Annotated in this window: 19 protein-coding genes and 2 tRNA genes; 10 read left to right on the forward strand and 11 right to left on the reverse strand. The window is 55.3% G+C overall.

The features are described from left to right. Positions 1–391: 391 nt before the first annotated feature. The 4 genes from LC417_RS16690 to LC417_RS16705 form a co-directional block, all read right to left on the reverse strand. Positions 392–673: a lipoprotein gene (locus LC417_RS16690; protein WP_033758553.1), complete on the reverse strand. Its 282-nt coding sequence runs from the start codon at positions 671–673 to the stop codon at positions 392–394. A gap of 274 nt (positions 674–947) precedes the next feature. Beyond that, entirely contained in the window at positions 948–1754 is an 807-nt protein-coding gene (locus LC417_RS16695; RefSeq protein WP_010257881.1) for a hypothetical protein, read from the reverse strand. 9 nt (positions 1755–1763) lie between these two features. Further along, positions 1764–2216 carry a universal stress protein gene (locus tag LC417_RS16700; RefSeq protein ID WP_033769738.1) on the reverse strand — a complete coding sequence of 151 codons (453 nt, stop codon included), beginning with the start codon at positions 2214–2216 and terminating at the stop codon, positions 1764–1766. Positions 2217–2223: 7 nt separating this feature from the next. Further along, a complete protein-coding gene (locus LC417_RS16705) occupies positions 2224–3009 on the reverse strand; it encodes an IclR family transcriptional regulator (RefSeq protein WP_010257875.1) in 786 nt (261 codons plus the stop codon). Positions 3010–3158: 149 nt separating this feature from the next. On the opposite strand from LC417_RS16705, the gene LC417_RS16710 reads away from it, so the two are divergent. The 3 genes from LC417_RS16710 (at position 3159) to ypdK (ending at position 6065) form a co-directional block, all read left to right on the forward strand. After that, a complete protein-coding gene (locus tag LC417_RS16710) occupies positions 3159–4757 on the forward strand; it encodes an MFS transporter (RefSeq protein WP_089415058.1) in 1599 nt (532 codons plus the stop codon). A gap of 2 nt (positions 4758–4759) precedes the next feature. Continuing rightward, entirely contained in the window at positions 4760–5788 is a 1029-nt protein-coding gene (locus LC417_RS16715; protein WP_010257869.1) for an HlyD family secretion protein, read from the forward strand. 202 nt (positions 5789–5990) lie between these two features. Further along, positions 5991–6065: a membrane protein YpdK gene (gene ypdK, locus LC417_RS16720; RefSeq protein ID WP_099257831.1), complete on the forward strand. Its 75-nt coding sequence runs from the start codon at positions 5991–5993 to the stop codon at positions 6063–6065. Positions 6066–6116: 51 nt separating this feature from the next. Here the strand turns inward: ypdK and alaC are convergent, their stop codons facing one another. Together alaC and LC417_RS16730 are read right to left on the reverse strand one after the other, a co-directional pair. After that, on the reverse strand, positions 6117–7349 hold the full coding sequence (gene alaC, locus LC417_RS16725) for an alanine transaminase (RefSeq protein WP_033758563.1): 1233 nt from the start codon (positions 7347–7349) through the stop codon (positions 6117–6119). 117 nt (positions 7350–7466) lie between these two features. Beyond that, complete coding sequence (locus tag LC417_RS16730) at positions 7467–7991, reverse strand: GNAT family N-acetyltransferase (protein ID WP_223566165.1); 525 nt, start codon at positions 7989–7991, stop codon at positions 7467–7469. Between the two features lie 279 nt (positions 7992–8270). Between LC417_RS16730 and LC417_RS16735 the strand changes: the two genes are divergently transcribed. Then, positions 8271–9941 carry a sensor histidine kinase gene (locus LC417_RS16735; RefSeq protein WP_010257859.1) on the forward strand — a complete coding sequence of 557 codons (1671 nt, stop codon included), beginning with the start codon at positions 8271–8273 and terminating at the stop codon, positions 9939–9941. Next, positions 9938–10666, forward strand: coding sequence for a LytTR family DNA-binding domain-containing protein (locus tag LC417_RS16740; RefSeq protein ID WP_033769736.1), 729 nt, complete (start codon positions 9938–9940; stop codon positions 10664–10666). The genes LC417_RS16735 and LC417_RS16740 overlap by 4 nt, the downstream gene beginning before the upstream one ends. A 156-nt stretch (positions 10667–10822) precedes the next feature. Here LC417_RS16740 and glk read toward each other — a convergent pair whose 3' ends face one another. Both glk and ipdC read right to left on the reverse strand, forming a co-directional pair. After that, entirely contained in the window at positions 10823–11788 is a 966-nt protein-coding gene (glk, locus tag LC417_RS16745; RefSeq protein ID WP_010257856.1) for a glucokinase, read from the reverse strand. 160 nt (positions 11789–11948) lie between these two features. Continuing rightward, entirely contained in the window at positions 11949–13601 is a 1653-nt protein-coding gene (ipdC, locus tag LC417_RS16750; protein ID WP_223566166.1) for an indolepyruvate decarboxylase, read from the reverse strand. Between the two features lie 219 nt (positions 13602–13820). On the opposite strand from ipdC, the gene mgrA reads away from it, so the two are divergent. Beyond that, a complete protein-coding gene (gene mgrA, locus LC417_RS16755) occupies positions 13821–14810 on the forward strand; it encodes an L-glyceraldehyde 3-phosphate reductase (RefSeq protein ID WP_010257851.1) in 990 nt (329 codons plus the stop codon). 172 nt (positions 14811–14982) lie between these two features. Then, the gene (locus tag LC417_RS16760; RefSeq protein WP_010257849.1) at positions 14983–15378 is read left to right on the forward strand and encodes a DUF2502 domain-containing protein; all 396 of its coding nucleotides are present in this window, start codon (positions 14983–14985) and stop codon (positions 15376–15378) included. A gap of 362 nt (positions 15379–15740) precedes the next feature. Here LC417_RS16760 and LC417_RS16765 read toward each other — a convergent pair whose 3' ends face one another. Then, entirely contained in the window at positions 15741–16982 is a 1242-nt protein-coding gene (locus tag LC417_RS16765; protein ID WP_010257845.1) for an Nramp family divalent metal transporter, read from the reverse strand. A gap of 369 nt (positions 16983–17351) precedes the next feature. Between LC417_RS16765 and LC417_RS16770 the strand changes: the two genes are divergently transcribed. After that, positions 17352–18542, forward strand: a complete 1191-nt coding sequence (locus LC417_RS16770; protein ID WP_223566167.1) for a NupC/NupG family nucleoside CNT transporter — start codon at positions 17352–17354, stop codon at positions 18540–18542. A gap of 326 nt (positions 18543–18868) precedes the next feature. Here the strand turns inward: LC417_RS16770 and LC417_RS16775 are convergent. Then, positions 18869–18944, reverse strand: a tRNA-Ala gene (locus LC417_RS16775). A 44-nt stretch (positions 18945–18988) separates the two neighbouring features. Then, positions 18989–19064, reverse strand: a tRNA-Ala gene (locus tag LC417_RS16780). Positions 19065–19423: 359 nt separating this feature from the next. Here LC417_RS16780 and LC417_RS16785 point away from each other — a divergent pair. Together LC417_RS16785 and LC417_RS16790 are read left to right on the forward strand one after the other, a co-directional pair. Next, entirely contained in the window at positions 19424–20212 is a 789-nt protein-coding gene (locus tag LC417_RS16785) for a formate/nitrite transporter family protein (RefSeq protein ID WP_010257841.1), read from the forward strand. Between the two features lie 111 nt (positions 20213–20323). Further along, a complete protein-coding gene (locus tag LC417_RS16790) occupies positions 20324–20677 on the forward strand; it encodes a YfeC-like transcriptional regulator (protein WP_010257838.1) in 354 nt (117 codons plus the stop codon). The last annotated feature ends 15 nt before the right edge of the window (positions 20678–20692 follow it).

Consider the following 20692-nt stretch of genomic DNA (forward strand, 5'->3'; position numbering starts at 1 on the left):
ATTTCTTTATTATTCTCCGCTGCAAAGCGCAGCACTCTGAAATATTCCGTCATATCTTCTTAAATAACTCTACAAAGCGTACATCTTCACTCCACTTTTCCAGCGTAGTGTCATAGTCATTGGAAAAGAGGAGAAGCTTCCGATGAAGAGATTAATTAAAGTCGCTTCGGTGGTTGCGCTGATGACATTATTAAGTGGTTGTATCATCAGCCCCAGACACGACAATGGCTGGCACCGCGGGGGTGGCGGCGGATATCATGGAGGCTACTATGGAGGTTATCACGGTGGGTATCATGGCGGTCACCATCGCCGCTAACGGGCAAAGATGTCACACAGCATAAAATAAAATCATTAAACTTTAAGGGCGGGATAATTATCCCGCCCGTTTTATTTAGCTTTTCACAGCATAATTACACTGGAACCACGCTTTCTGCAGTCCCGGAATATGACTCTCCTGCGCAGGTAACGCCTCGACTTTATCAAAGCCTTTATTACTGCAGTAATTCGCCAGATCAATATTCATTGCATCACGATTGACCTTTACCGGGTCAAAACGGTACTGCACGGTATTTGAGCCTGGATCTTCATCTACACGTTCAAACGCCCCGGGTTTGCTGGCAGTACATCCACTCAGCAAAATCAGCGCCAGTGCGCCGGTTATTAGTTTTTTCATTAAGTTATCCTCACGTTGCCGCGCAGTTTATGACGCAGCATGCCGCGCATCCATAGGATTAATGCGCGAAAGTTCAAAACTTGAGAAGCTTTTACCGATTAATGTAATACGATTAAACGGCTATCACTATCATGCACGGCGTGACAAGATGCATTCAGACAAAACGAAGACTGCACCACACCAGGAAATGCCAAAAATAAAAATCTGTTCCTCTCTTCCCTGCCCGCGCTTAGCGGGCTTTTTTTCGCCCGCCATTCCGCTGCTCCGCTGCCGCTTACTGGCCAGTCAGCGCAATCATTCTACGTAACAGGTTAGCGGCGCGCTTGTCAGGTAATGCCAGAATCGCGCTGTAGAGATCAATCGACATGGCACACAGCGATGAGCGATCAACCGCCGTGTCGGCAGGCATATTCAGCTGCTGCAGCTTATCCCCCCACTGCTGATAGAGCCGGGCGACAATTTTTTGCAGATCATCCTGCGCCAGCGCCTTATCCAGTGGCTGATCGGGCAATGGACTGTTCAGCAGCAGCTGCTCCATGGCATCCGCCTCTTTGCGATTCAGCGACGGCGGCAGTGTGGTCAGCAGATTGATGCCGCCACTCACCTGCGGATAGAGATAACGGAAGCAGAGGCCCGGATCGATTTGGTTCAGCGCCCGCATCTCTTCAACTGAGACGCTGATATAGTTGACCACCGCCGCGTCAGTTCCGCGCATCAGCCGCTGATTAATCACCTCAATCAGCCAGCCACGTAGCTCGCCCGTCGCCTTCTCAGCTGGCTCCCCCGCCCGGATGCGCCGGGTCAGCTCCTGGGTCAGCAACAGCCATAACGCCGGTTCCTGAGTCTGCAGCACCCGATAACCGGGCATCTTTGCCAGTTGATTTACCGCCTGCTCACGCTGACTGGCCTGCAACTGATGCGGCGCAACCCAGCTGAACCAGAGCAGGTTTGCCAGTATCAGGGGCAGCAGAAAGATGATCAGCCCCTGCCACAAACGCAGCCGGGTGGTTTTGATCAGCACAATAACAATCAGCGCCAGCAGCGCAAACGCGGCCAGCGTAATAAAAAGCAGAGCATTCATGCGGCGGGATTAATCCTTACGCACATCGATCAGCACAGGACAGTGAGCGCGCTCAATAACCGATGCGCTGACTGAGCCTTTTAACAGCCGATTCAAAGAGGAGAGATGGCGACGTCCCATGATAATCATGCTGGCCTTAAGCTGTTGCGACTGGGCAACGATAGTATCTGCCGCGTCACCCGCCAGAATCATGCCCCGCGCATTAATGCCCGCACGCAGTAACGGAGCCAGTGCATGGCGCACCACCATTTCTGCCGTATTCTGCTCATCCTGCGCGGCCACAAAATCGGCCGGATCTTCACCCGCATCGATTTCCATTGGCTGATTACAGGAGGAGTAAGCGGGATCGACGCAGCACAGCACGACCACATCGGCGCGATGCGCCAGCGCTTCTTCAATGGTTAAGGCGACCACTTTTTCCGCTACCGGAGAGTGATCAATGGCCATCAGCAGGGTTTTCATCGAATGCTTATCCTTCTATCGCGGCGACTTTGCCGATTTCACGCACCAGTGCCTCTTTACACTTCAGCATCTCGTCACGAAAACGGGCTTCGTGTCGCAGAAAACGTGCAGAAGGCACCAGCAAAGAGACAGAAAAGCGACCAAACAGCGTATCCAGCGCAAACGCCATGGTAGAGATACCTTCCAGCGTTTCACCGCGATCCACGGCGATACCGGTTTCGCGCACTTCCCTGATAAGTTGCAGCAACTGAGGCAGCGTTTTCACCGTCATATCGGTTAACTCCTGCCAGGCGTCGCCAACGATCGTCCGTACATCTTTTTCACACTCCAGCGCCAGCAACGCCCGTCCACCGGAGGTGCTGTAGAGCGGCAGATTGAGTCCCATATGCGGAACCACCCGAAGCTCACGCGACGCCACCACGTGGTGAATAATCGCCAGCTGACTGCCGCTGGCGCGCGCCAGCGAGACGGTTTCATTGGTGTCGGAAGAGAGTTTTTCCAGCAGCGGACTGACCAGATCAACCACATCGGTATGTACGCTGGAGATCAGTTTTAACAGCGCCGGCCCCAGACGCAATCCGCCCGCCCCGCTGCTGCGCACCAGCTCTGCGCTGTCGAGCGCGGCAACAATACGCTGCACCGTTGAGCGCGGCAGTTCGACCGCCTGAGCTATCTCACCGAGGCTCATGCCGCCGGGCTGTTCGCCAAGCGCATTAAGAATTTTTGCCGCACGGGCGATGACCTGTATACCGCCCGTTTTTTCATCCTCGCGGCTGGAGGGTTGATGTGCCATAGCGTCGTCCTGTTTGAGCTGCCTTACTGTAGCGCGAATGCCGCACTTTTTACAGCCTGTACCACATTGCAATACAGTATACCGGGATGTAATATTACGACCTGTATCACATCGCAGTACACTGCATCATAATAACGAGATCGCCTGCAATGAACGCTAAGCCTGCCGCCGCGCCGGCCCCTCATCCTTTTACACTGCAACTGGCACTGGGATTAGTCGGCGTGCTCATCGCCGCCCTGACCTCCGGGCTGAACGATCGCGTCAGTGATATCGCGCTGGCCGATATCCGTGCCGCGATCGGCATCAGTTACGATCAGGGTAGCTGGATTATCTCTGGCTATCAGGCGGCAGAAGTGGCCGCCATGATGATTGCGCCCTGGTTTGCCGTCACCCTGTCGCTGCGGCGTTTTACGTTAGGCGTGTCGGCGGGATTTATGCTGACTGGCATTCTGCTGCCGCTGGTGCGGGATCCGACGCTGTTTATCAGCCTGCGCGTATTGCAGGGCCTGTTTGGCGGCGCCTTACCGCCAATGCTGATGACGGTCGCCCTGCGCTTTCTGCCGCCGCCCTTTAAACTTTTTGGCCTGGCGGGCTATGCCCTGACCGCGACGTTTGGCCCCAATATGGCGGCCTCGCTGGCCTCGTTGTGGACCGATCACGTCAGCTGGATGATGGTGTTCTGGCAGGTCGTGCCGTTGATGCTGATCGCTATGCTGCTGACAGGATGGGGATTGCCCCAGGATCCGCTGCGACCGGAACGCTTTCAGCAGATCGATCTGTTCGGCATGGTGACCGGCTGCAGTGGTGTTGCGCTGCTGATTCTGGTGCTGACCCAGGGTGAGCGCCTCGACTGGCTGAACTCGCCACTGATTACCGGTATGTTGCTCACCGCGCTGCCGCTGCTGCTGGTTTTCCTGATTAATGAGTGGTTTCACCCGCTGCCGCTGTTTAAATTGCAGATGCTCCGACGGCCAAATCTGGCGCATGGCTTGCTGGGCCTGGCCTGCGTGCTCATCCTTGGGCTTTCTGGCTCCGCGCTGCCTTCGGCCTATTTTGCTCAGGTCAGCGGCTTTCGCACCCTTGAGTTTGCCCCGCTGGCGCTGGCGGTGGGTCTGCCGCAACTGCTGATCGCACCGCTGATTGCAGCCCTGCTGAATATCCGCTGGATCGACTGCCGCTGGATGCTGACGGCGGGCGTCGGCTTGCTGGTGACCTCCTGTCTGCTGGGCACACAGATCACCAGTGACTGGGCAAGACAGAATTTCTGGCTGCTGCAGATCCTGCAGGCGTTCGGACAACCGATGATCATTTTGCCGATACTGATGAGCGCCACCAGCGTTGTGGCCCCGCCAGAAGGCCCGTTTGCCTCGGCAATGTTTAATACGGTGCGCGGCTTTTCCAGCATCGCTGCCTCTACGCTGGTTGAGGTTTTCCTTTCGCATCGTGAGCAGTTTCACTCCAGTGTGCTGATTAATCAGGCGGCCAGTCGCAGCTGGCTGATGACAGCGCCGACGGCCAGTCAGGCCAGCAGCAGCTTGCCGCTGTTGCCGGATGGCAGCATCAGCGCCGCCGATAATCTCAGCGGATTCGCTTCCCTGGTCAGGCATCAGGCCACGATCCTTGGTCTGAGCGACAGCTGGCTGATGCTGACCGGCTTTGCCGCCTGCCTGTTATTGCTTACCGCCATCCTGCCAAAACGGGTGTGGCCGCCTCAAACTTTGATTCAAAACCCTTCCCGGAATAACTGAATATGCGTGCTTTCGAAATGAAAAGAACCCTGCTGCTGAGTCTGTTGCTGCTGGTGTTACTGGCCATCGCTTTTGTGGTCTGGTCACTGATGACCGGCAATGATCACCGCACCAACGACGCTTACGTCAATGCGGACTACACCCTGGTGGCACCGAAAGTCTCGGGCTACATCAGCCACGTGCAGGTGCAGGATAATCAGCAGGTCAAAGCGGGTCAGCTGCTGGCGACGCTGGACGATCGTGACTATCGTGTGGCGCTTGAGAGTGCGGAGGCTGACCTGCAGGTGAGCCAGGCGAAACTGCTGAGCAGTCAGGCACAGCTGGAGCAGCAGCAGTCGGTGATTGATCAACAGAAAGCCAGCGTCGCGGCCAGCGAAGCCTCTGCGCAGTATGCCGGTCAGAGCGCCGATCGTTATAACCGCCTCTATAAAAGCGGTACCGTGGCAGCCGACGATCAGCAGAAAGCCAGCTCAAACCAGCGCTCGGCGCTGGCAGCCGTGCATCAGAGTCAGGCCGCGCTGGCGTCGGCAGTAAAACAGGTGGGGGTGTTACAGGCGGCGGTGCGTTCTGCGGAAGCGGATGTTGCAGCGGCGAAGGCCAGCGTCGATCAGGCCAGGCTGAATCTCTCCTACACGCGCATTACTGCGCCCGTTGACGGCATGGTAGGTCAGCGCTCGGTGCGGACCGGCGCGTACGTATCAGCCGGCACCCGTCTGCTGGCGGTGGTGCCACTGCAGCAAACCTACATTACTGCTAACTATCTTGAGACGCAGTTAAGCGATGTGCGTCCCGGCCAGCGGGTGCGGATCCGGGTGGACGCCCTGCCGGGCGAGACCTTTACCGGTCATGTGGACAGCATCGCACCGGCCACCGGCGCAACTTTTTCGGCGATCTCTCCCGATAACGCCACCGGCAACTACACTAAAGTCGTTCAACGTCTGCCGGTGAAAATTGTGCTGGATGGCGACCAACAGCATCTGGCTCAGTTACGTGTAGGCATGTCGGCGATCCCTGAAATCGAAGTGCCGTAAAATTGTGAGCAATATCTCAGAACGGACCTATTTCATTTGGGGAGGATTACGCGTAAATTAGCGCTCGATCCTGTTCTGAGTTATTCAGATCAACCCGGAAAAGAGCAGACCATGACTGTAAATGGCGATCTCTTTTCCACATCTGTTCGCGTTGCACTGGTTTGGGATCGCCATCATCGTAACCGCTCAGAGGAGTTGCTTTGTGAAATATGCCTTGATGGGAATATCTTTTTTCGCGTTACTTTGGTTCGGAACCTTTGTTCTGCTGCTGAAGTAATGGCGTGACAGTGCCGCCACGGGGCGACCCCTGAGTCGCCCCTGCTGGCTGTCAGCGTTCTTCTTCCATTTTTATGCTGCCTGGCAATATGCCATCGGCACGAAACATCGCTTTAATTCCCCGTACCGCCTGACGAATACGATCGCTGTTCTCTATCAGCGCAAAACGCACGTGCGTGTCGCCATAGTCGCCAAACCCGATACCGGGCGAGACACAGACTTTCGCCTCCTGCAGCAGTTGCTTAGCGAACTCCAGCGACCCAAGATGTGCGTAATGGTCCGGTATTTTTGCCCAGACGTACATTGAGGCTTTCGGGTTATCCACCATCCAGCCCGCTTCATGCAATCCTTTGACCAGCACATCACGGCGGCGTTTGTACTGCTCTGCGATGTCGCGTACGCACTGTTGATCCCCTTCCAGCGCCGCAATCGCCGCCACCTGCAGTGGCGTAAAGGTGCCGTAGTCATGATAACTTTTGATTCGCGCCAGCGCGGCGACCAGCTCTTTGTTGCCCACCATGAAACCGATACGCCAGCCCGCCATGTTGTAGCTTTTTGACAGGGTAAAGAATTCGACGGCGACATCACGCGCGCCCGGCACCTGCATAATCGATGGCGCTTTCCAGCCATCGTAGACGATGTCGGCATAGGCCAGATCGTGGATCACCAGCACGTTGTACTGCTTCGCCAGCGCAATCACCCGTTCGAAAAAGTCGAGCTCCACACACTGTGCGGTGGGGTTGGACGGGAAGCCGAGGATCATCATTTTTGGCTTGGGATAGCTCTCGCGGATGGCGCGTTCCAGCTCATTGAAGAAGTCGACACCCGCCACCAGCGGCACCGAGCGTACCTGCGCCCCGGCAATCACCGCACCGTAGATATGGATCGGATAGCTGGGATTGGGCACCAGCACGGTATCACCGTGATCCAGCGTCGCCAGCATCAGGTGCGCCAGCCCCTCTTTGGAACCGATGGTGACAATCGCCTCTGATTCAGGATCGATCTCAACCTGATAGCGATCGGCGTACCAGCGCGAGATCGCCCGGCGCAGGCGCGGAATACCGCGAGAAGTGGAATAACCGTGGGTATCGTCACGCTGCGCCACCTGGCATAACTTTTCGACGATGTGTGGCGGAGTCGGACCATCCGGGTTGCCCATTGAAAAGTCGATGATATCTTCGCCGCGCCGACGCGCAGCCATCTTCAGTTCAGCGGTGATGTTGAAAACGTAAGGGGGTAAACGTTCGATACGCGAGAAACGACGGGGTGTGCTGTTATCAGCCATGATGTCCTCTGGATTACGTAAGCGCCCGGACCGTCCGAGCGACGCGGGTCACTGTGGTGACCCGTTACGAACATAACGTGGCGAGGATCATTTTGTCGAGGGTGGCGGAAAATATTTTTATTTTTGCGGATTCAGCCGCCCCAGCAGCCAATCGTTCACCCAGTAGCCGTTCAGCAGATAATTATCCCGTAGCGTGCCCTCCAGCTGAAAGCCGTTTTTCTCCAGAATACGGCGTGACGCCCAGTTCCCTTCAATCACCATCGCTTTGAGTTTGTGGAAATCGGCTTCAAGCAAAAACTGACACAGCGCCGCCAGGGCTTCGCTGCCATATCCCTGACCGCAGTGGCGATGCAGCAGCATATAGCCCACCTCCGCCTGACGGTATGGCTCCCATTCGGGGCTGCAGCCAAACAGGCCAATCGGCTCACCGTTGTCACGACGTCGCGCAACCAGGCAGAGCATATGAAAACTGCTCGCCTGCCAGGGGGCCAGACGCTCGGTGAAGCGCTGGCGGATATCCGCTTCATCGGGGATTTCGCTCACCCAGGTCATGGTGTCGCGATCTTCATGGACGGCACGAAACAGTTGCCAGTCTTCTGGCTGTAATTTACTCAGGGTTAATCTGGCGGTGACTAGTTGCATCTGCTGCTCCCGATGGGCGCGGTTTTCCAGCGGTCACTGGCGCACCTCATCGCGCAACATAGCAAAACGGCACCTTAGCGACCAGCCTCTGCAGGGCGAAAAAACTGTTCCCCTTTAATGCACTCAACCTTTCCCCTTTTTGCAGATATGTCGTAAAAATTGATCTGAAACACTAACTCCCGCCGTGATTGATCGGGACGCTAGCGGTTCGCGATCACATTTTTTATCATAGAGGCACTTTCCATTGCCGACGAGTCGCCTGTGTCCTCCCACTTCACGATGTTACTGGCAGTATTTGACCGCGCCGCCCTGATGCTGATCTGCCTGTTCTTTCTGACACGCACCCGCCCGTTTCGTCAGCTGCTGCAAAAAGATGAACACACCCGTGCGGAGAAAGTAGCCGTTACTGCCATCTTTTCCCTGTTTGCGCTGTTCAGTACCTGGTCGGGTGTCGATGTCGATGGTTCACTGCTGAATGTGCGGGTCATCGCCGTGATGGCGGGTGGCATTCTGTTTGGTCCCTGGGTCGGGATCGCCACCGGGGTTATTGCCGGTCTGCACCGTTTTCTGATCGATATTCACGGCGTAACCTCCGTGCCCTGCCTGATTACCAGCATCATTGCCGGTATCGTCGCGGGCGGTATTAATCGCCGGGTACTGAAAGAGCACCGCTGGCGTGCCGGTATCGTCGGCGGCATGCTCTGTGAAGCCCTGACGATGTTGTTGATTGTTGTGTGGGCGCGCCCCACCTCACTCGGGCTGGCGATTGTGTCGGAAATTGCCCTGCCGATGATCCTCGGTGCCTCCAGTATCGGCATCATTGTACTGCTGGTGCAGAGCGTCGAGGGGGAAAAAGAGGCGATTGCCGCCCGCCAGGCCAAGCTGGCGCTGGAGATCGCCAATAAAACCCTGCCGCTGTTCCGTCAGGTGAACAGCGACTCGCTGCGCAACATCTGTGACATTATCCGACGGGAGATCAAAGCCGATGCGGTGGCGATGACCGATAAAAAACAGATTCTGGCCTACGTCGGCTATGGCGAACATAATTATAAACATGGGGATGATGGCATCAGCCCCACCACGGCGCAGTCGATCGCCAGCGGTAAAATTATCATTAAGAACAACGATGAAGCGCATCGCACCAAAGATATTCACTCCATGATTGTGATCCCGCTGTGGGAGAAAGGCAAAGTCACCGGCACGCTGAAAATCTACTATCGCCGCGCACACCGTATTACCGGCTCGCTGAAGGAGATGGCGATCGGCCTGTCACAAATCATCTCAACCCAGCTTGAAGTATCGCGTGCCGAGCAGTTGCGCGAGATGGCTAATAAAGCGGAACTGCGTGCGCTGCAAAGTAAAATAAATCCTCATTTCCTGTTCAACGCCCTGAATGCTATCTCCTCTTCTATCCGGCTCAATCCCGATACCGCCCGTCAGCTGGTGATAAATCTGTCACGCTATCTGCGCTACAACCTGGAACTGAACGACGATGAGCTAATCGACATCCGTAAAGAGCTGTGGCAGGTGAAAGATTACATCGCCATCGAGCAGGCCCGGTTTGGCGATAAGCTGACGATGATCTATGACGTCGATGAGGATCTCCATTTTCTGCTGCCGAGTCTGCTGATCCAGCCTCTGGTGGAGAATGCCATTGTCCATGGCATCCAGCCCTGTAAAGGCAAAGGCGTGGTGACGCTGAGCGTCCGGGATCTGGGCGATCAGGTGCGGATCTCGGTGCGGGATACCGGCCAGGGCATCAGTGACGAAGTGATAGCACGGGTGGCGCGCAACGAGATGCCCGGTAATAAAATCGGCCTGCTCAATGTGCATCATCGGGTAAAACTTTTGTCGGGTCAGGGATTGAATATCGTGCGGCATCAGCCGGGCACCGAGATTTCCTTTACGCTGAGTAAGAATGGCCAGCGCCTGGCGGAGAATCTGTTATGAAAGCCATTATTGTGGAAGATGAATTCCTGGCGCAGCAGGAGCTGAGCTGGATGATTCAGCATCACAGCAAAATCGAGATTGAAGCCTGTTTTGACGATGGTCTGGACGTGCTGAAGTACCTGCAACAGCATCGGGTTGATGTGATTTTCCTCGATATCAACATCCCCTCACTGGATGGCATGCTGCTGGCACAGAATATCCATCAGTTTGCCCACAAGCCACTGATTGTCTTTATTACCGCGTGGAAAGAGCATGCGGTGGAAGCGTTTGAGCTGGAGGCGTTTGACTACATTCTCAAGCCCTATCAGGAGTCGCGGATTGTTACCATGCTGAACAAGCTCGAAGCCACAGCGCAGGCGCAGCAGGCGGTCAGCCATCTCAGCGCCACGCCCGCGCCGCAGACGGTCAACCTGATCAAAGATGAGCGCATTATCGTCACTGACGTGAATGATATTTACTACGTTGAGGCGCATGAGAAGCTGACCTTTGTTTATACCCGGCGCGAATCCTACGTGATGTCGATGAATATTACCGAGTTCTGTTCACGCCTGCCGGAACAGCAATTTTTCCGCTGCCACCGCTCTTTCTGCGTCAGCCTCAGCAAGATTCGTGAAATCGAGCCGTGGTTTAACAACACCTATCTGCTGAAGCTGCGCGATCTGGAGTTTCAGGTGCCGGTCAGCCGCAGTAAGGTGAAGCAGTTTCGACAGCTGATGCGCCTGTAGCGCAGGAGGGCTAAAGGCCTGTTCAGAAAGGGGGATGGCAAAGCAGGAGAGCAGCAAAAAGTTCGGGGGGATTTCCCGATCCTGCCCCGCTAAAGCAGGCAGATCGGGAAAATCGCTCGCGCGCAAATGGCAGTACGCGCGCGAGGTAAAACAGAATCAGATTTCGCGACCCAGCGTCTGGCGCAGATGCGCGCCCGCGCCCAGCAGGCCAGGCTGGTCGTGCGTAATCATATAAACCGGGATGCTGGCAACATAGTCTCGGAAGCGGCCTTTATCTTCAAACGCCGCACGGAAACCCGACGACTTAAAGAACTCCAGGAAGCGTGGCACGATGCCGCCGGCAATATAGACACCACCAAAGGTGCCGAGATTCAGCGCCAGGTTACCGCCGAAACGGCCCATGATGACGCAGAACATTGACAGCGCGCGACGGCAGTCGGTGCAGCTGTCATCCAGCGCACGCTGGCTGACATCTTTCGGCTTCAGGTTTTCCGGCACGCGATTATCCACTTTAACAATCGCACGATAGAGGTTAACCAGACCGGCACCTGACAGCACACGTTCCGCTGAAACATGGCCCAGTTCTTCGCGCAGCACTTCCAGGATCTGATCTTCTTCTTCGCTGTTGGCAGCGAAGTCGACATGACCGCCCTCACCTGGCAGGCTGACCCAGCGCTTGTCCACATGCACCAGATGGCTGACGCCTAATCCGGTGCCGGCACCATAAATCGCGATAGGTTTATCTTTGACTGGCTCTGTACCGCCAAACTGAATCACGTTTTCGGCGGTCAGCATCGGGATCGCCATAGATACCGCAGTGAAGTCGTTAATGATTTCCAGGTGTTCAAAACCGATGTTCTCTTTGAGCTTGCGCGTGGAAAACGCCCAGTCATGGTTGGTCATTTCAACCCAGTCATCGGTAATCGGGCAGGCAATGGCAATACAGCCATCTTTAACGTCCTGCTGTTGTTCATCAAGATAGTGGCGGATGACGGCTTCGAGGCTGTCGTATTCTGATGTTGAGAATGTTTTGGCCTGGGTGATGCTGCCGCTTTCCACCTCACACAGGGCGAGGCGTGCGTTAGTACCGCCGACATCGCCGACCAAGGCATAGGTTGTCATTCTTCTGTTGCTCCGCTTGGGGTCTTAAGAGTTGGAGGACACTATAAAATTCTGCCCATAAAACAACAACGCTCACCGGTGCGATTGGTGAGCGTCTTACTCAGGTGTGCTACAGCCTAACCGCGATAGTCCACCCTGCACAGCGGCAACTATCTGAATCTTAGCCGCCGTTGCGTTGATTCAGGCAGGCGGTGACTTTTCGTAGCAGTGGCGGCAAATCCTCTTTCTGCATGACGACTTCAACCAGAGAGAGCCACTTCGGCTCTGAGAGTCGCGCCATCACTTCCTCTAACTGCACCGTTTCACTGATACGCCAGCTCTGCGCCTGGCCCTGCAGGCTAAGGGCGTGCGGTAAGGCCGTCCAGCTCCACTGGGCAATATCATTGTAACGTTGTGTTGCGCCATGAATCGCCCGTTCGACGGTATAGCCTTCATTATTCAGCAAAAAGAGTATCAGTCGCTGCTGGTCACGCAGCATCGAACCCAGTTCCTGAATTGTCAGCTGCGCCGAACCGTCCCCGATGATCAGGATAACCCGGCGATCAGGATCGGCAGTCTGCGCGCCAAATGCTGCCGGAAGAGTATAGCCGATTGATCCCCATAATGGCTGAACCACCAGCTGCGCCTGCGAGGGCAATCTTAACGCGGCGGCCCCAAAGGCGGCTGTCCCCTGCTCGGCCAGAATAAGGTCGCCGGGTTGCAGGAATGCCTGCATCGCCTGCCAGAACGCCTGCTGGCTGATCACCGCCGCCGGTTCTGCAGGCTGCGCGGCGGGCGGCGTGGCACCGGGTTGCCACTGCTGGCCATAGCGTTCAAACAGCGGCAGCAGTTCGCTCAGCGCATCCGCCATCGACAGTGGCGCAAAACGTTCACCGCCCACGCTGGCGCTGAGGGGCTGCAGATCAATCAGCCGCTCAGGGTTAAACTGCTGCGTGAAGCCTGCAGTAATGGTGTCGGTAAATCGCACCCCGACGCAGATCGCCACATCCACCTGCTCGATCTGTTCGCACACCTGACCTGCGCTGGCCTCACCGGCATAGGTACCGACGTAACCCGGCTGCTGTTCATCCAGAACCCCCTTGCCCATCAGCAGGCTGGCACAGGGAATCGCACACTGTTCACGCAGCGCGGCCAGTGCGGACTGCTGCTGCCAGCGCAGCGCAAGAAAATCGGCCAGGAGTGAAACCCGCTGCGCCGGTGCCAGCAAACGTTCCGCCGCGTCGCTGAAAGCGCGACGCGCAGCGGGCGAAGAGGATTGATGACTGTTCAGGGGCTGCGCGGGTGGCTGCACCTCCATGGCCGCCACGTCGACGGCCAGCGACAAATAGCCGGGACGACGAGCCTGCAGCGCACTGACGATCACCCGATCGATCTCAGCCGTGGCGTTGTCGGCGGTAAGCTGTGCCGTTGCCGCACTGACTTCTGTGGCCATGCGGATAAAATGCTGGAAATCGCCATCGCCCAGCGAATGATGAACACAATCCCCCTGCAACTGGGCCTGTGTCGCAGGCGCGCCAACGATATGGATCACCGGCAGATACTCGGCATAACTGCCCGCAATGCCATTAATCGCGCTGAGCTCGCCCACACCAAACGTGGTCAATAGCGCTCCCGCGCCGTTGCAGCGTGCATAACCGTCTGCCGCATAGGCTGCGTTAAGCTCATTAGCGCAGCCTACCCAGCTGATGGCCGGATGGGCGATGACGTGGTCAAGAAATTGCAGGTTATAGTCGCCCGGCACGCCAAACAGATGCTTTACACCAATCTCCTGCAGACGGGTCAGCAGGTAATCTCCAACAGTAAACGTGGACATTGCGCATTCCTTTCAGGGAAGAGTCGGGTTAAGTATCTGACAGAGGATGAAATTAGCGAGGCGTGCCGCTATTTTAGCCAGCCGCAATGGCTGGAAAGGCGACGTTACGCTGGCGGAATATTCTGTAAAAATACGAATTGCAGCGCGCTGTCACTAAGTGTAACCGTATACACTGATAGACTTTTGGCAGATATCCCCGTTTTTATCCAGGAGCGCTGAATGTCCCTTTTCCCTCATCCCGATCGCTATCAACAGATGGAATATCGCCGCAGCGGCCGCAGCGGCATTAAACTGCCCGCCATTTCGCTGGGACTGTGGCATAACTTTGGTGACAGTACCCGGGTCGATAACAGCCGTGAGCTGCTGCGTCATGCGTTTGACCTTGGCATTACGCACTTCGACTTAGCCAACAATTACGGTCCACCCCCTGGCTCAGCAGAAGAGAACTTCGGTCGTATTCTGCGGGAAGATTTTCGTGCCCATCGTGATGAGCTGATCATCTCCACTAAAGCGGGCTATACCATGTGGCAGGGGCCTTATGGGGATTGGGGTTCGCGTAAATATCTGGTCGCCAGTCTGGATCAGAGCCTGAAGCGAATGGGGCTGGAGTATGTGGATATTTTCTATCATCACCGTCCCGATCCGGAAACCCCGCTGGAAGAGACGATGCGCGCGCTGGATCATGTGGTGCGCCAGGGCAAAGCACTTTACGCTGCCCTTTCTAACTATCCGGCCGATCTCGCCGCCGAAGCGATAGCTATCCTGCGCGATCTCGGCACCCCTTGTCTGATTCACCAGCCGCGATATTCGATGTTTGAACGAACACCTGAGCAGGGATTGATTCAGACGCTGGGCGATGCGGGCGTCGGCTGTATCGCCTTCTCTCCGCTGGCAGGCGGCGTGCTCACCGATCGCTATCTGCAGGGCATTCCTGAAGATTCGCGCGCGGCCAGCGGCAGCAAGTTCCTGAATGAGAACCAGCTGACGGATGAGAAGATGGAGAAAGTCCGCAAGCTTAATGCTATTGCGCAGCAGCGCGAACAGAAGCTGGCGCAGATGGCGCTGGCGTGGGTGCTGCGCGATGAGCGTGTGACTTCAGTACTGATCGGAGCCAGCAAAACAGCCCAGATCGATGACGCGGTGGCGATGCTCGCTCGCCGTCAGTTCAGCGACAGCGAGTTAGCTGCGATTGACGCGGCGCTGCTGTAACGGTTTTAGCGCCCGGCTGAGGCCGGGCGTTTTCTGCGCCAGAATAGTCTCAAACCCCTTTCTCTCCCCAATTTCCTCACAATCTTCCGACACAATGATGCGGTAACAACAGCAATACGCAGGCATAATCGCTGCGCCGCAACAGCGTCAGACTGTTGATGAGGAGAAGAAAATGAAAAGAGCCCTTATTTTTGCTGCCCTGCTGGCCCTGTTGTCGCCGCTGGCACACCACACAGCCCAGGCCTCCAGTGCCTCTATTACTCTGGCCCCCGGCGTCACCCTGAATCTTGGCGATCGCGATCGCCGTGGCTATTACTGGGATGGTGGTCGCTGGCGTGAACCGCGCTGGTGGAACGACCGCTATTCTTACAACGAACGCCGCTGGTGGCGACACGAAGAGTGGCGTCGTCAGCAGCAGTGGGAGCGCGAACGCCGCTGGCATGAGCGCGACCGTGAGCGTCGCTGGGAACATCAGTATCGCCGCGATCGTGATCGTGGCTGGGATCATCATGACCGTCGTGGTCCTGACCATCGCGGTCCAGACCATCACGGACACGATCGCCATTAATAAAAACGCCCGGCAGAACCGGGCGTTTCAGACAACACAAAGACTTCAATCAGTGTGATTCTGGCCGCAACGCATAAACTCAACGCGCAGGGAACACGGTCAGAAGAGGAAAGCGTCCCGCGCCATGGACAAAAACGCCGGGAGCGTTTTTGAACAACGCAACGCGTTGGCCCGGCTACGTGCGCACCTCAGGGATGAGGTGCGTAATCGCGCGGGCCGAGCATGTCATGGATGACGGATTTTGCGTCTTTCCGATCTGACCGTGTTTCCTGCGCTGGCTCGGTATCACTGCGAACCTGGCCAGACGTTGCCAACAAGAAAATGCCCGGCATAGCCGGGCGTTTTCTTGTTTACCATAACCGCTACAGCCCCAGCGCTTCACCCACCAGCAGGTAAAGATTCAGCGTAATCACCAGCAGCACGATCAGTCGCCCGGTATTCTGCATCAGACGCGAGTTAACCATATCATCGCCCATCAGCTCGCGGTTGCCGGTAAAGGAGAGCAGCGGAATCAACGCCAGCGCAATACCAAAACTCAGCAGCACCTGACTCATCACCAGCACCCTTGTCGGGTCCCAGCCGGCCCAGATGACAATAAAAGAGGGCAGCATGGTGACGGTTCGGCGCACCCACAGGGGAATATGGAAGTGGATAAAGCCCTGCATCACCACCTGCCCCGCCAGCGTACCGACCACCGTTGAAGATAATCCGGCGGCGACCAGGCTCAGACCAAACACCGTCGCCGCTGCCTGACCTAACAGCGGTTGCAACGTCAGATAGGCCTGATCGAGTTCAGCGATTTTACTGTGCCCGCTGAAGTGAAACGCCGCTGCGGCAGTCGCCATCATTGCCAGGTTAACAAATCCGGCGATGGTCATGGCAATCGCCACATCCAGTTTAGTTGAGGAGTACCGCTGACCTTTGCTGTCCTCACTTTTGCCCTGCGTCAGCGCGGAGTGCAGGTAAATCACGTGCGGCATAATGGTCGCACCCAGCACACCCGCCGCCAGGAATACGGCATCCGACGTTGGTAACGCGGGCAGCGCCATGCCGATCACCAGCTCTTTGACACTGGGCTGAGAGAAGAAGAGTTCGACGATATAGGCCGCCGCCACAAACAGCAGCAGTCCGCCAATCACCAGCTCCAGCGGCTTTTGCCCCCGGCTCTGTAACATTAATATCAGGAACGTGGCGATGCCGGTCAGCACCGCGCCCTGCATCAAAGAAATGCCGAGCAGCAGTTTGAACCCCAGCGCGGCACCGATAAATTCCGCCAGGTCAGTGGCCATGGCGATAATTTCCGCCTGCACCCAGTAAAACCAGACGGCGGGCCGGGGAAAACGATCGCGGATGTGTTCAGCGAGGTTTTTGCCGGTAGCGATACCCAGCTTGGCTGACATCAGCTGAATAAGCATGGCCATGATGTTGGCCCATACCACCACCCACAGCAATTTGTAGCCGTAAGCAGCGCCCGCCTGAATGTTGGTCGCAAAGTTGCCCGGATCGATATAGCCGATAGCGGCGATAAAAGCGGGCCCCAGTAGTGCGAGTTTGACTTTTCTGACTCCGCGAGCGGCGCGCTCGGCGGTACGACTTTCAAACATATCCGGTACCCTGTCTGAACATTTGCCTGCCCCGGCAGCTTAGGGGTTAGCAGGTGCAAGTGAAATTCGTTTGTTGTTATCGGTGTAATAGATGCTGCTATAAAGTATAGCCATTGCTATACATTACAGTAAAGGATGTGATTGCTAAAAATGTGAGCAATAGTGTCACTTTACGCCCGGTGTAAAATTCAGACAATAATTATGTGGTTATCTGAAGTGAAGTATTTGTAAACAGGACGTGATCTCTGGAACTTTTCTGGAAAATATAACGATAGCGAATACTTATATTGTGGTTCAGATCTCGTTTTTAAGTAACGCGTTACATAGAATACGCAACAAAATACAACCCTCCTCAAATTTGGAGCAACCATGTCCCATATTTTGCAATTTCTTTTAGCACTGGTGTTGGTCGGGATACTCGCCTTGCTGGTTAGTCACGATCGTAAAAGCATTCGCATTCGCTACATTATACAGCTACTGGTGATTGAAATTGTGCTCGCCTGGTTCTTCCTGAACTCAGAAGCGGGACTCGGTTTCGTCAAAGGATTCGCGGGCTTCTTTGACCATCTGCTGAAGTATGCCGCTGAGGGTACCAACTTCGTCTTCGGCAACATGAGCGACAAAGGCCTGGCCTTCTTCTTCCTTAACGTATTGTGCCCTATCGTCTTTATCTCTGCGCTGATCGGTATTCTGCAGCATTTCCGTATCCTGCCATGGGTGATTCGCGGTATTGGTACCGTACTGTCGAAAGTGAATGGCATGGGAAAACTGGAATCTTTCAACGCCGTGAGTTCTCTGATACTGGGACAATCAGAAAACTTCATCGCCTATAAAGATATCCTGGGCCAAATGTCACAGCGCCGCATGTACACCATGGCCGCGACCGCGATGTCGACCGTATCGATGTCGATCGTCGGCGCCTACATGACCATGCTGCAGCCGAAGTATGTGGTCGCCGCGCTGGTGCTCAACATGTTCAGCACCTTTATCGTGCTGTCGCTGATCAACCCTTATCGCGTTGAGAACGAAGAAGATCTGCAGTTGCAGGATCTGCACAAAGGCCAGAGCTTCTTTGAGATGCTGGGCGAGTATATCCTGGCCGGTTTCCGCGTCGCGATTATCGTTGCCGCCATGCTGATTGGTTTTATCGCGCTGATTTCAGGTCTGAATGCGCTGTTTGATCTGATCTTCGGCATCTCCTTCCAGGGCGTTCTCGGCTTTGTCTTCTATCCGTTTGCCTGGGTGATGGGCGTGCCTGCTGGCGAAGCGTTGCAGGTCGGCAGTATTATGGCGACCAAGCTGGTGTCGAATGAGTTTGTTGCCATGATGGATCTGCAGAAAATCGCGGGTCAGCTGTCGCCACATTCAGAAGGTATTCTTTCTGTGTTCCTGGTCTCGTTCGCTAACTTCTCTTCTATCGGCATCGTGGCCGGTGCGATTAAAGGTCTGAACGAAGAACAGGGCAACGTGGTTTCCCGCTTTGGTCTGAAGCTGCTGTACGGCTCTACGCTGGTGAGCGTGCTTTCCGCCGCTATCGCCGGTCTGGTTCTGGCGTTCTAAGCACGGTTCTGCGCACTACTCTAAGCATCAAAGGGCGAGCAGGTCTCGCCCTTCTCTTTCTGCTCTATCCTTGCTCTGCTTCCCGCTGATTCCACTTTCCTGCGTTAACTCTTTCATTGCACATGTCACATCTGCATTCAGATAGTGCACAACAGGCGGCACAGCGTCCCGCAAACAGCATCGGATGTCATAGCAGGTTATGCCGGTTGATAACGCAATTAAGCGTGCGCAGCAGCGCGTATGGCAAAGCAATAGCGTTGGGATCCGCAGCAACTGGCGAATAAGAGATTAATCAGAAAGGATTTTGACAACGGCGTGTCAGAAAATGGTGGAGATAAGCGGGATCGAACCGCTGACCTCTTGCATGCCATGCAAGCGCTCTCCCAGCTGAGCTATACCCCCACATCTGGAATCGTTTTTCAGTGCCAAACTTTTGGGAAGAAGTTTGGTGGAGCTAAGCGGGATCGAACCGCTGACCTCCTGCATGCCATGCAGGCGCTCTCCCAGCTGAGCTATAGCCCCGAACCGAAAAACTGTCGCGTTAAGCGACGGACGGCATAATATGAAACCCCCTCCGGGGTGTCAACGGCAAAATGACATTCTCTGTTTGATCGCTGAAAAAGGCGGCAACCTGCGAAGTTTCAGCAGCATGCTGCAGGGGAAAATCGTGTCTGTTCACACAGGACCGTTTTTTAACTGTTATTCAGTCTGCCGTCAGGTTAATTCACGGTTAAATATGTTATAGGAATTTTCTTGTCTTCGGCTTTTTCGCATGCAAAACTTAGCCCGCTAATTTAGTGGTACCCGGGACCCTCTCCCGCGCACCACACGTCCACCAGGCGTTATCGTCCCATTAATCATAAAAAAACTACTGAGATACTATGTCGCTGCATACACCTAAAGAAATCGCACAACTGGCGATCCAGTCAGGCGTGGCTAAAAGCCGTGCACCTGTCAGCATCCTTCTGATTCTCGGCTTTATGGCGGGCGCATTTATTGCGACCGGCTTCCTGCTGGATCTTCACGTGATCAACACCCTTCCCGCTGAATGGGGCTCTTTTGGTGGCCTGTTAGGTGCCGCGGTCTTCCCGGTGGGGATCATCATGACCGTGCTGGCGGGTGGTGAACTGCTGACCGGTAATATGATGACCTTACCGGTGGCCTGGTTCGCCCGTCGCATCAGCTTTATGAGCGTGGCGCGTAACTGGTTCTGGGTTACCCTGGCTAACTTTCTCGGCAGCGTGGCTGTCGCCTGGTTCTTTGGTCACATGCTGGGTATGACCGAGGGCGATTACCTGAAGAAGACCGTTGCTATCGCCTCTGCAAAAGTCCACGCTGATTTCCTGCACGCCTTTATTTCCGGCATCGGCTGTAACTGGCTGGTTTGCCTGGCGGTATGGCTGGCCTTTGCCAGTAAAGATGTGGTCGGCAAGATCTTCGGCATGTGGTTCCCGGTGATGGCATTTGTGGCCATTGGCTTCCAGCACGTTGTCGCTAACATGTTTATTATTCCGGCCGCCATTTTTGCCGGTCAGATGAGCTGGGCAGAGTACTTTCCTAATTTTATTGCCGTCTTCTCAGGCAATGCCGTGGGTGGTGCCGTGTTCGTTGGTCTGGCCTATTTCCTTGCATTCCGCCCTGCCGCTGAACCTGCCAGTAATCCTCAGTAATGATGTTTTGCCTTTTGTCGAGAGACAAAAGGCAATTTCAGCTTCAGTTACTTTCACCCGTTACGTTTTGCTGTAATATGTCCTGCTAATGTATTAATCAGGGACTGCATCGTGAAAAAGGAATGGCTTACCCCCGAAGAGCTGGCTGCAGAGACGGGTTACAGTCGGCAAACGGTGAATAAATGGATCAAGCGGGAAAACTGGACGACCACGCCGAAGCCCGGTGTGCAAGGCGGTAAAGCCCGATTGATTCACATTGATGAGCGCGTGAAAAGTTTTATTCAGTCGACCCGTAACCTTAACGAGCCGACGGCAACTTATGGCACTCCGTCTAATTCATTACCTGCGTTATTAATAAGTTCCGTCCAGCAAATGACTCAGGACGAGCAGGATCAATTCACTGCACTAATCTTACGCGAAGGTATCAAGGGCGTTTTGCAGCGACTGGGAATCAGCGAAGAGTAAGGTGTATTTATCAGG

Source organism: Pantoea sp. OVA07A, from assembly GCF_019969975.1.
In the GTDB taxonomy this organism is placed as follows: domain Bacteria; phylum Pseudomonadota; class Gammaproteobacteria; order Enterobacterales; family Enterobacteriaceae; genus Pantoea; species Pantoea agglomerans.

Bases quoted from the DNA above. Each gene is read 5' to 3' on its own strand.
- LC417_RS16690 (WP_033758553.1), bottom strand. From the start codon at position 673: ATGAAAAAACTAATAACCGGCGCACTGGCGCTGATTTTGCTGAGTGGA.
- LC417_RS16695 (WP_010257881.1), bottom strand. From the start codon at position 1,754: ATGAATGCTCTGCTTTTTATTACGCTGGCCGCGTTTGCGCTGCTGGCG.
- LC417_RS16700 (WP_033769738.1), bottom strand. From the start codon at position 2,216: ATGAAAACCCTGCTGATGGCCATTGATCACTCTCCGGTAGCGGAAAAA.
- LC417_RS16705 (WP_010257875.1), bottom strand. From the start codon at position 3,009: ATGGCACATCAACCCTCCAGCCGCGAGGATGAAAAAACGGGCGGTATA.
- LC417_RS16710 (WP_089415058.1), top strand. From the start codon at position 3,159: ATGAACGCTAAGCCTGCCGCCGCGCCGGCCCCTCATCCTTTTACACTG.
- LC417_RS16715 (WP_010257869.1), top strand. From the start codon at position 4,760: ATGCGTGCTTTCGAAATGAAAAGAACCCTGCTGCTGAGTCTGTTGCTG.
- alaC (WP_033758563.1), bottom strand. From the start codon at position 7,349: ATGGCTGATAACAGCACACCCCGTCGTTTCTCGCGTATCGAACGTTTA.
- LC417_RS16730 (WP_223566165.1), bottom strand. From the start codon at position 7,991: ATGCAACTAGTCACCGCCAGATTAACCCTGAGTAAATTACAGCCAGAA.
- LC417_RS16735 (WP_010257859.1), top strand. From the start codon at position 8,271: ATGTTACTGGCAGTATTTGACCGCGCCGCCCTGATGCTGATCTGCCTG.
- LC417_RS16740 (WP_033769736.1), top strand. From the start codon at position 9,938: ATGAAAGCCATTATTGTGGAAGATGAATTCCTGGCGCAGCAGGAGCTG.
- glk (WP_010257856.1), bottom strand. From the start codon at position 11,788: ATGACAACCTATGCCTTGGTCGGCGATGTCGGCGGTACTAACGCACGC.
- ipdC (WP_223566166.1), bottom strand. From the start codon at position 13,601: ATGTCCACGTTTACTGTTGGAGATTACCTGCTGACCCGTCTGCAGGAG.
- mgrA (WP_010257851.1), top strand. From the start codon at position 13,821: ATGTCCCTTTTCCCTCATCCCGATCGCTATCAACAGATGGAATATCGC.
- LC417_RS16760 (WP_010257849.1), top strand. From the start codon at position 14,983: ATGAAAAGAGCCCTTATTTTTGCTGCCCTGCTGGCCCTGTTGTCGCCG.
- LC417_RS16765 (WP_010257845.1), bottom strand. From the start codon at position 16,982: ATGTTTGAAAGTCGTACCGCCGAGCGCGCCGCTCGCGGAGTCAGAAAA.
- LC417_RS16770 (WP_223566167.1), top strand. From the start codon at position 17,352: ATGTCCCATATTTTGCAATTTCTTTTAGCACTGGTGTTGGTCGGGATA.
- LC417_RS16785 (WP_010257841.1), top strand. From the start codon at position 19,424: ATGTCGCTGCATACACCTAAAGAAATCGCACAACTGGCGATCCAGTCA.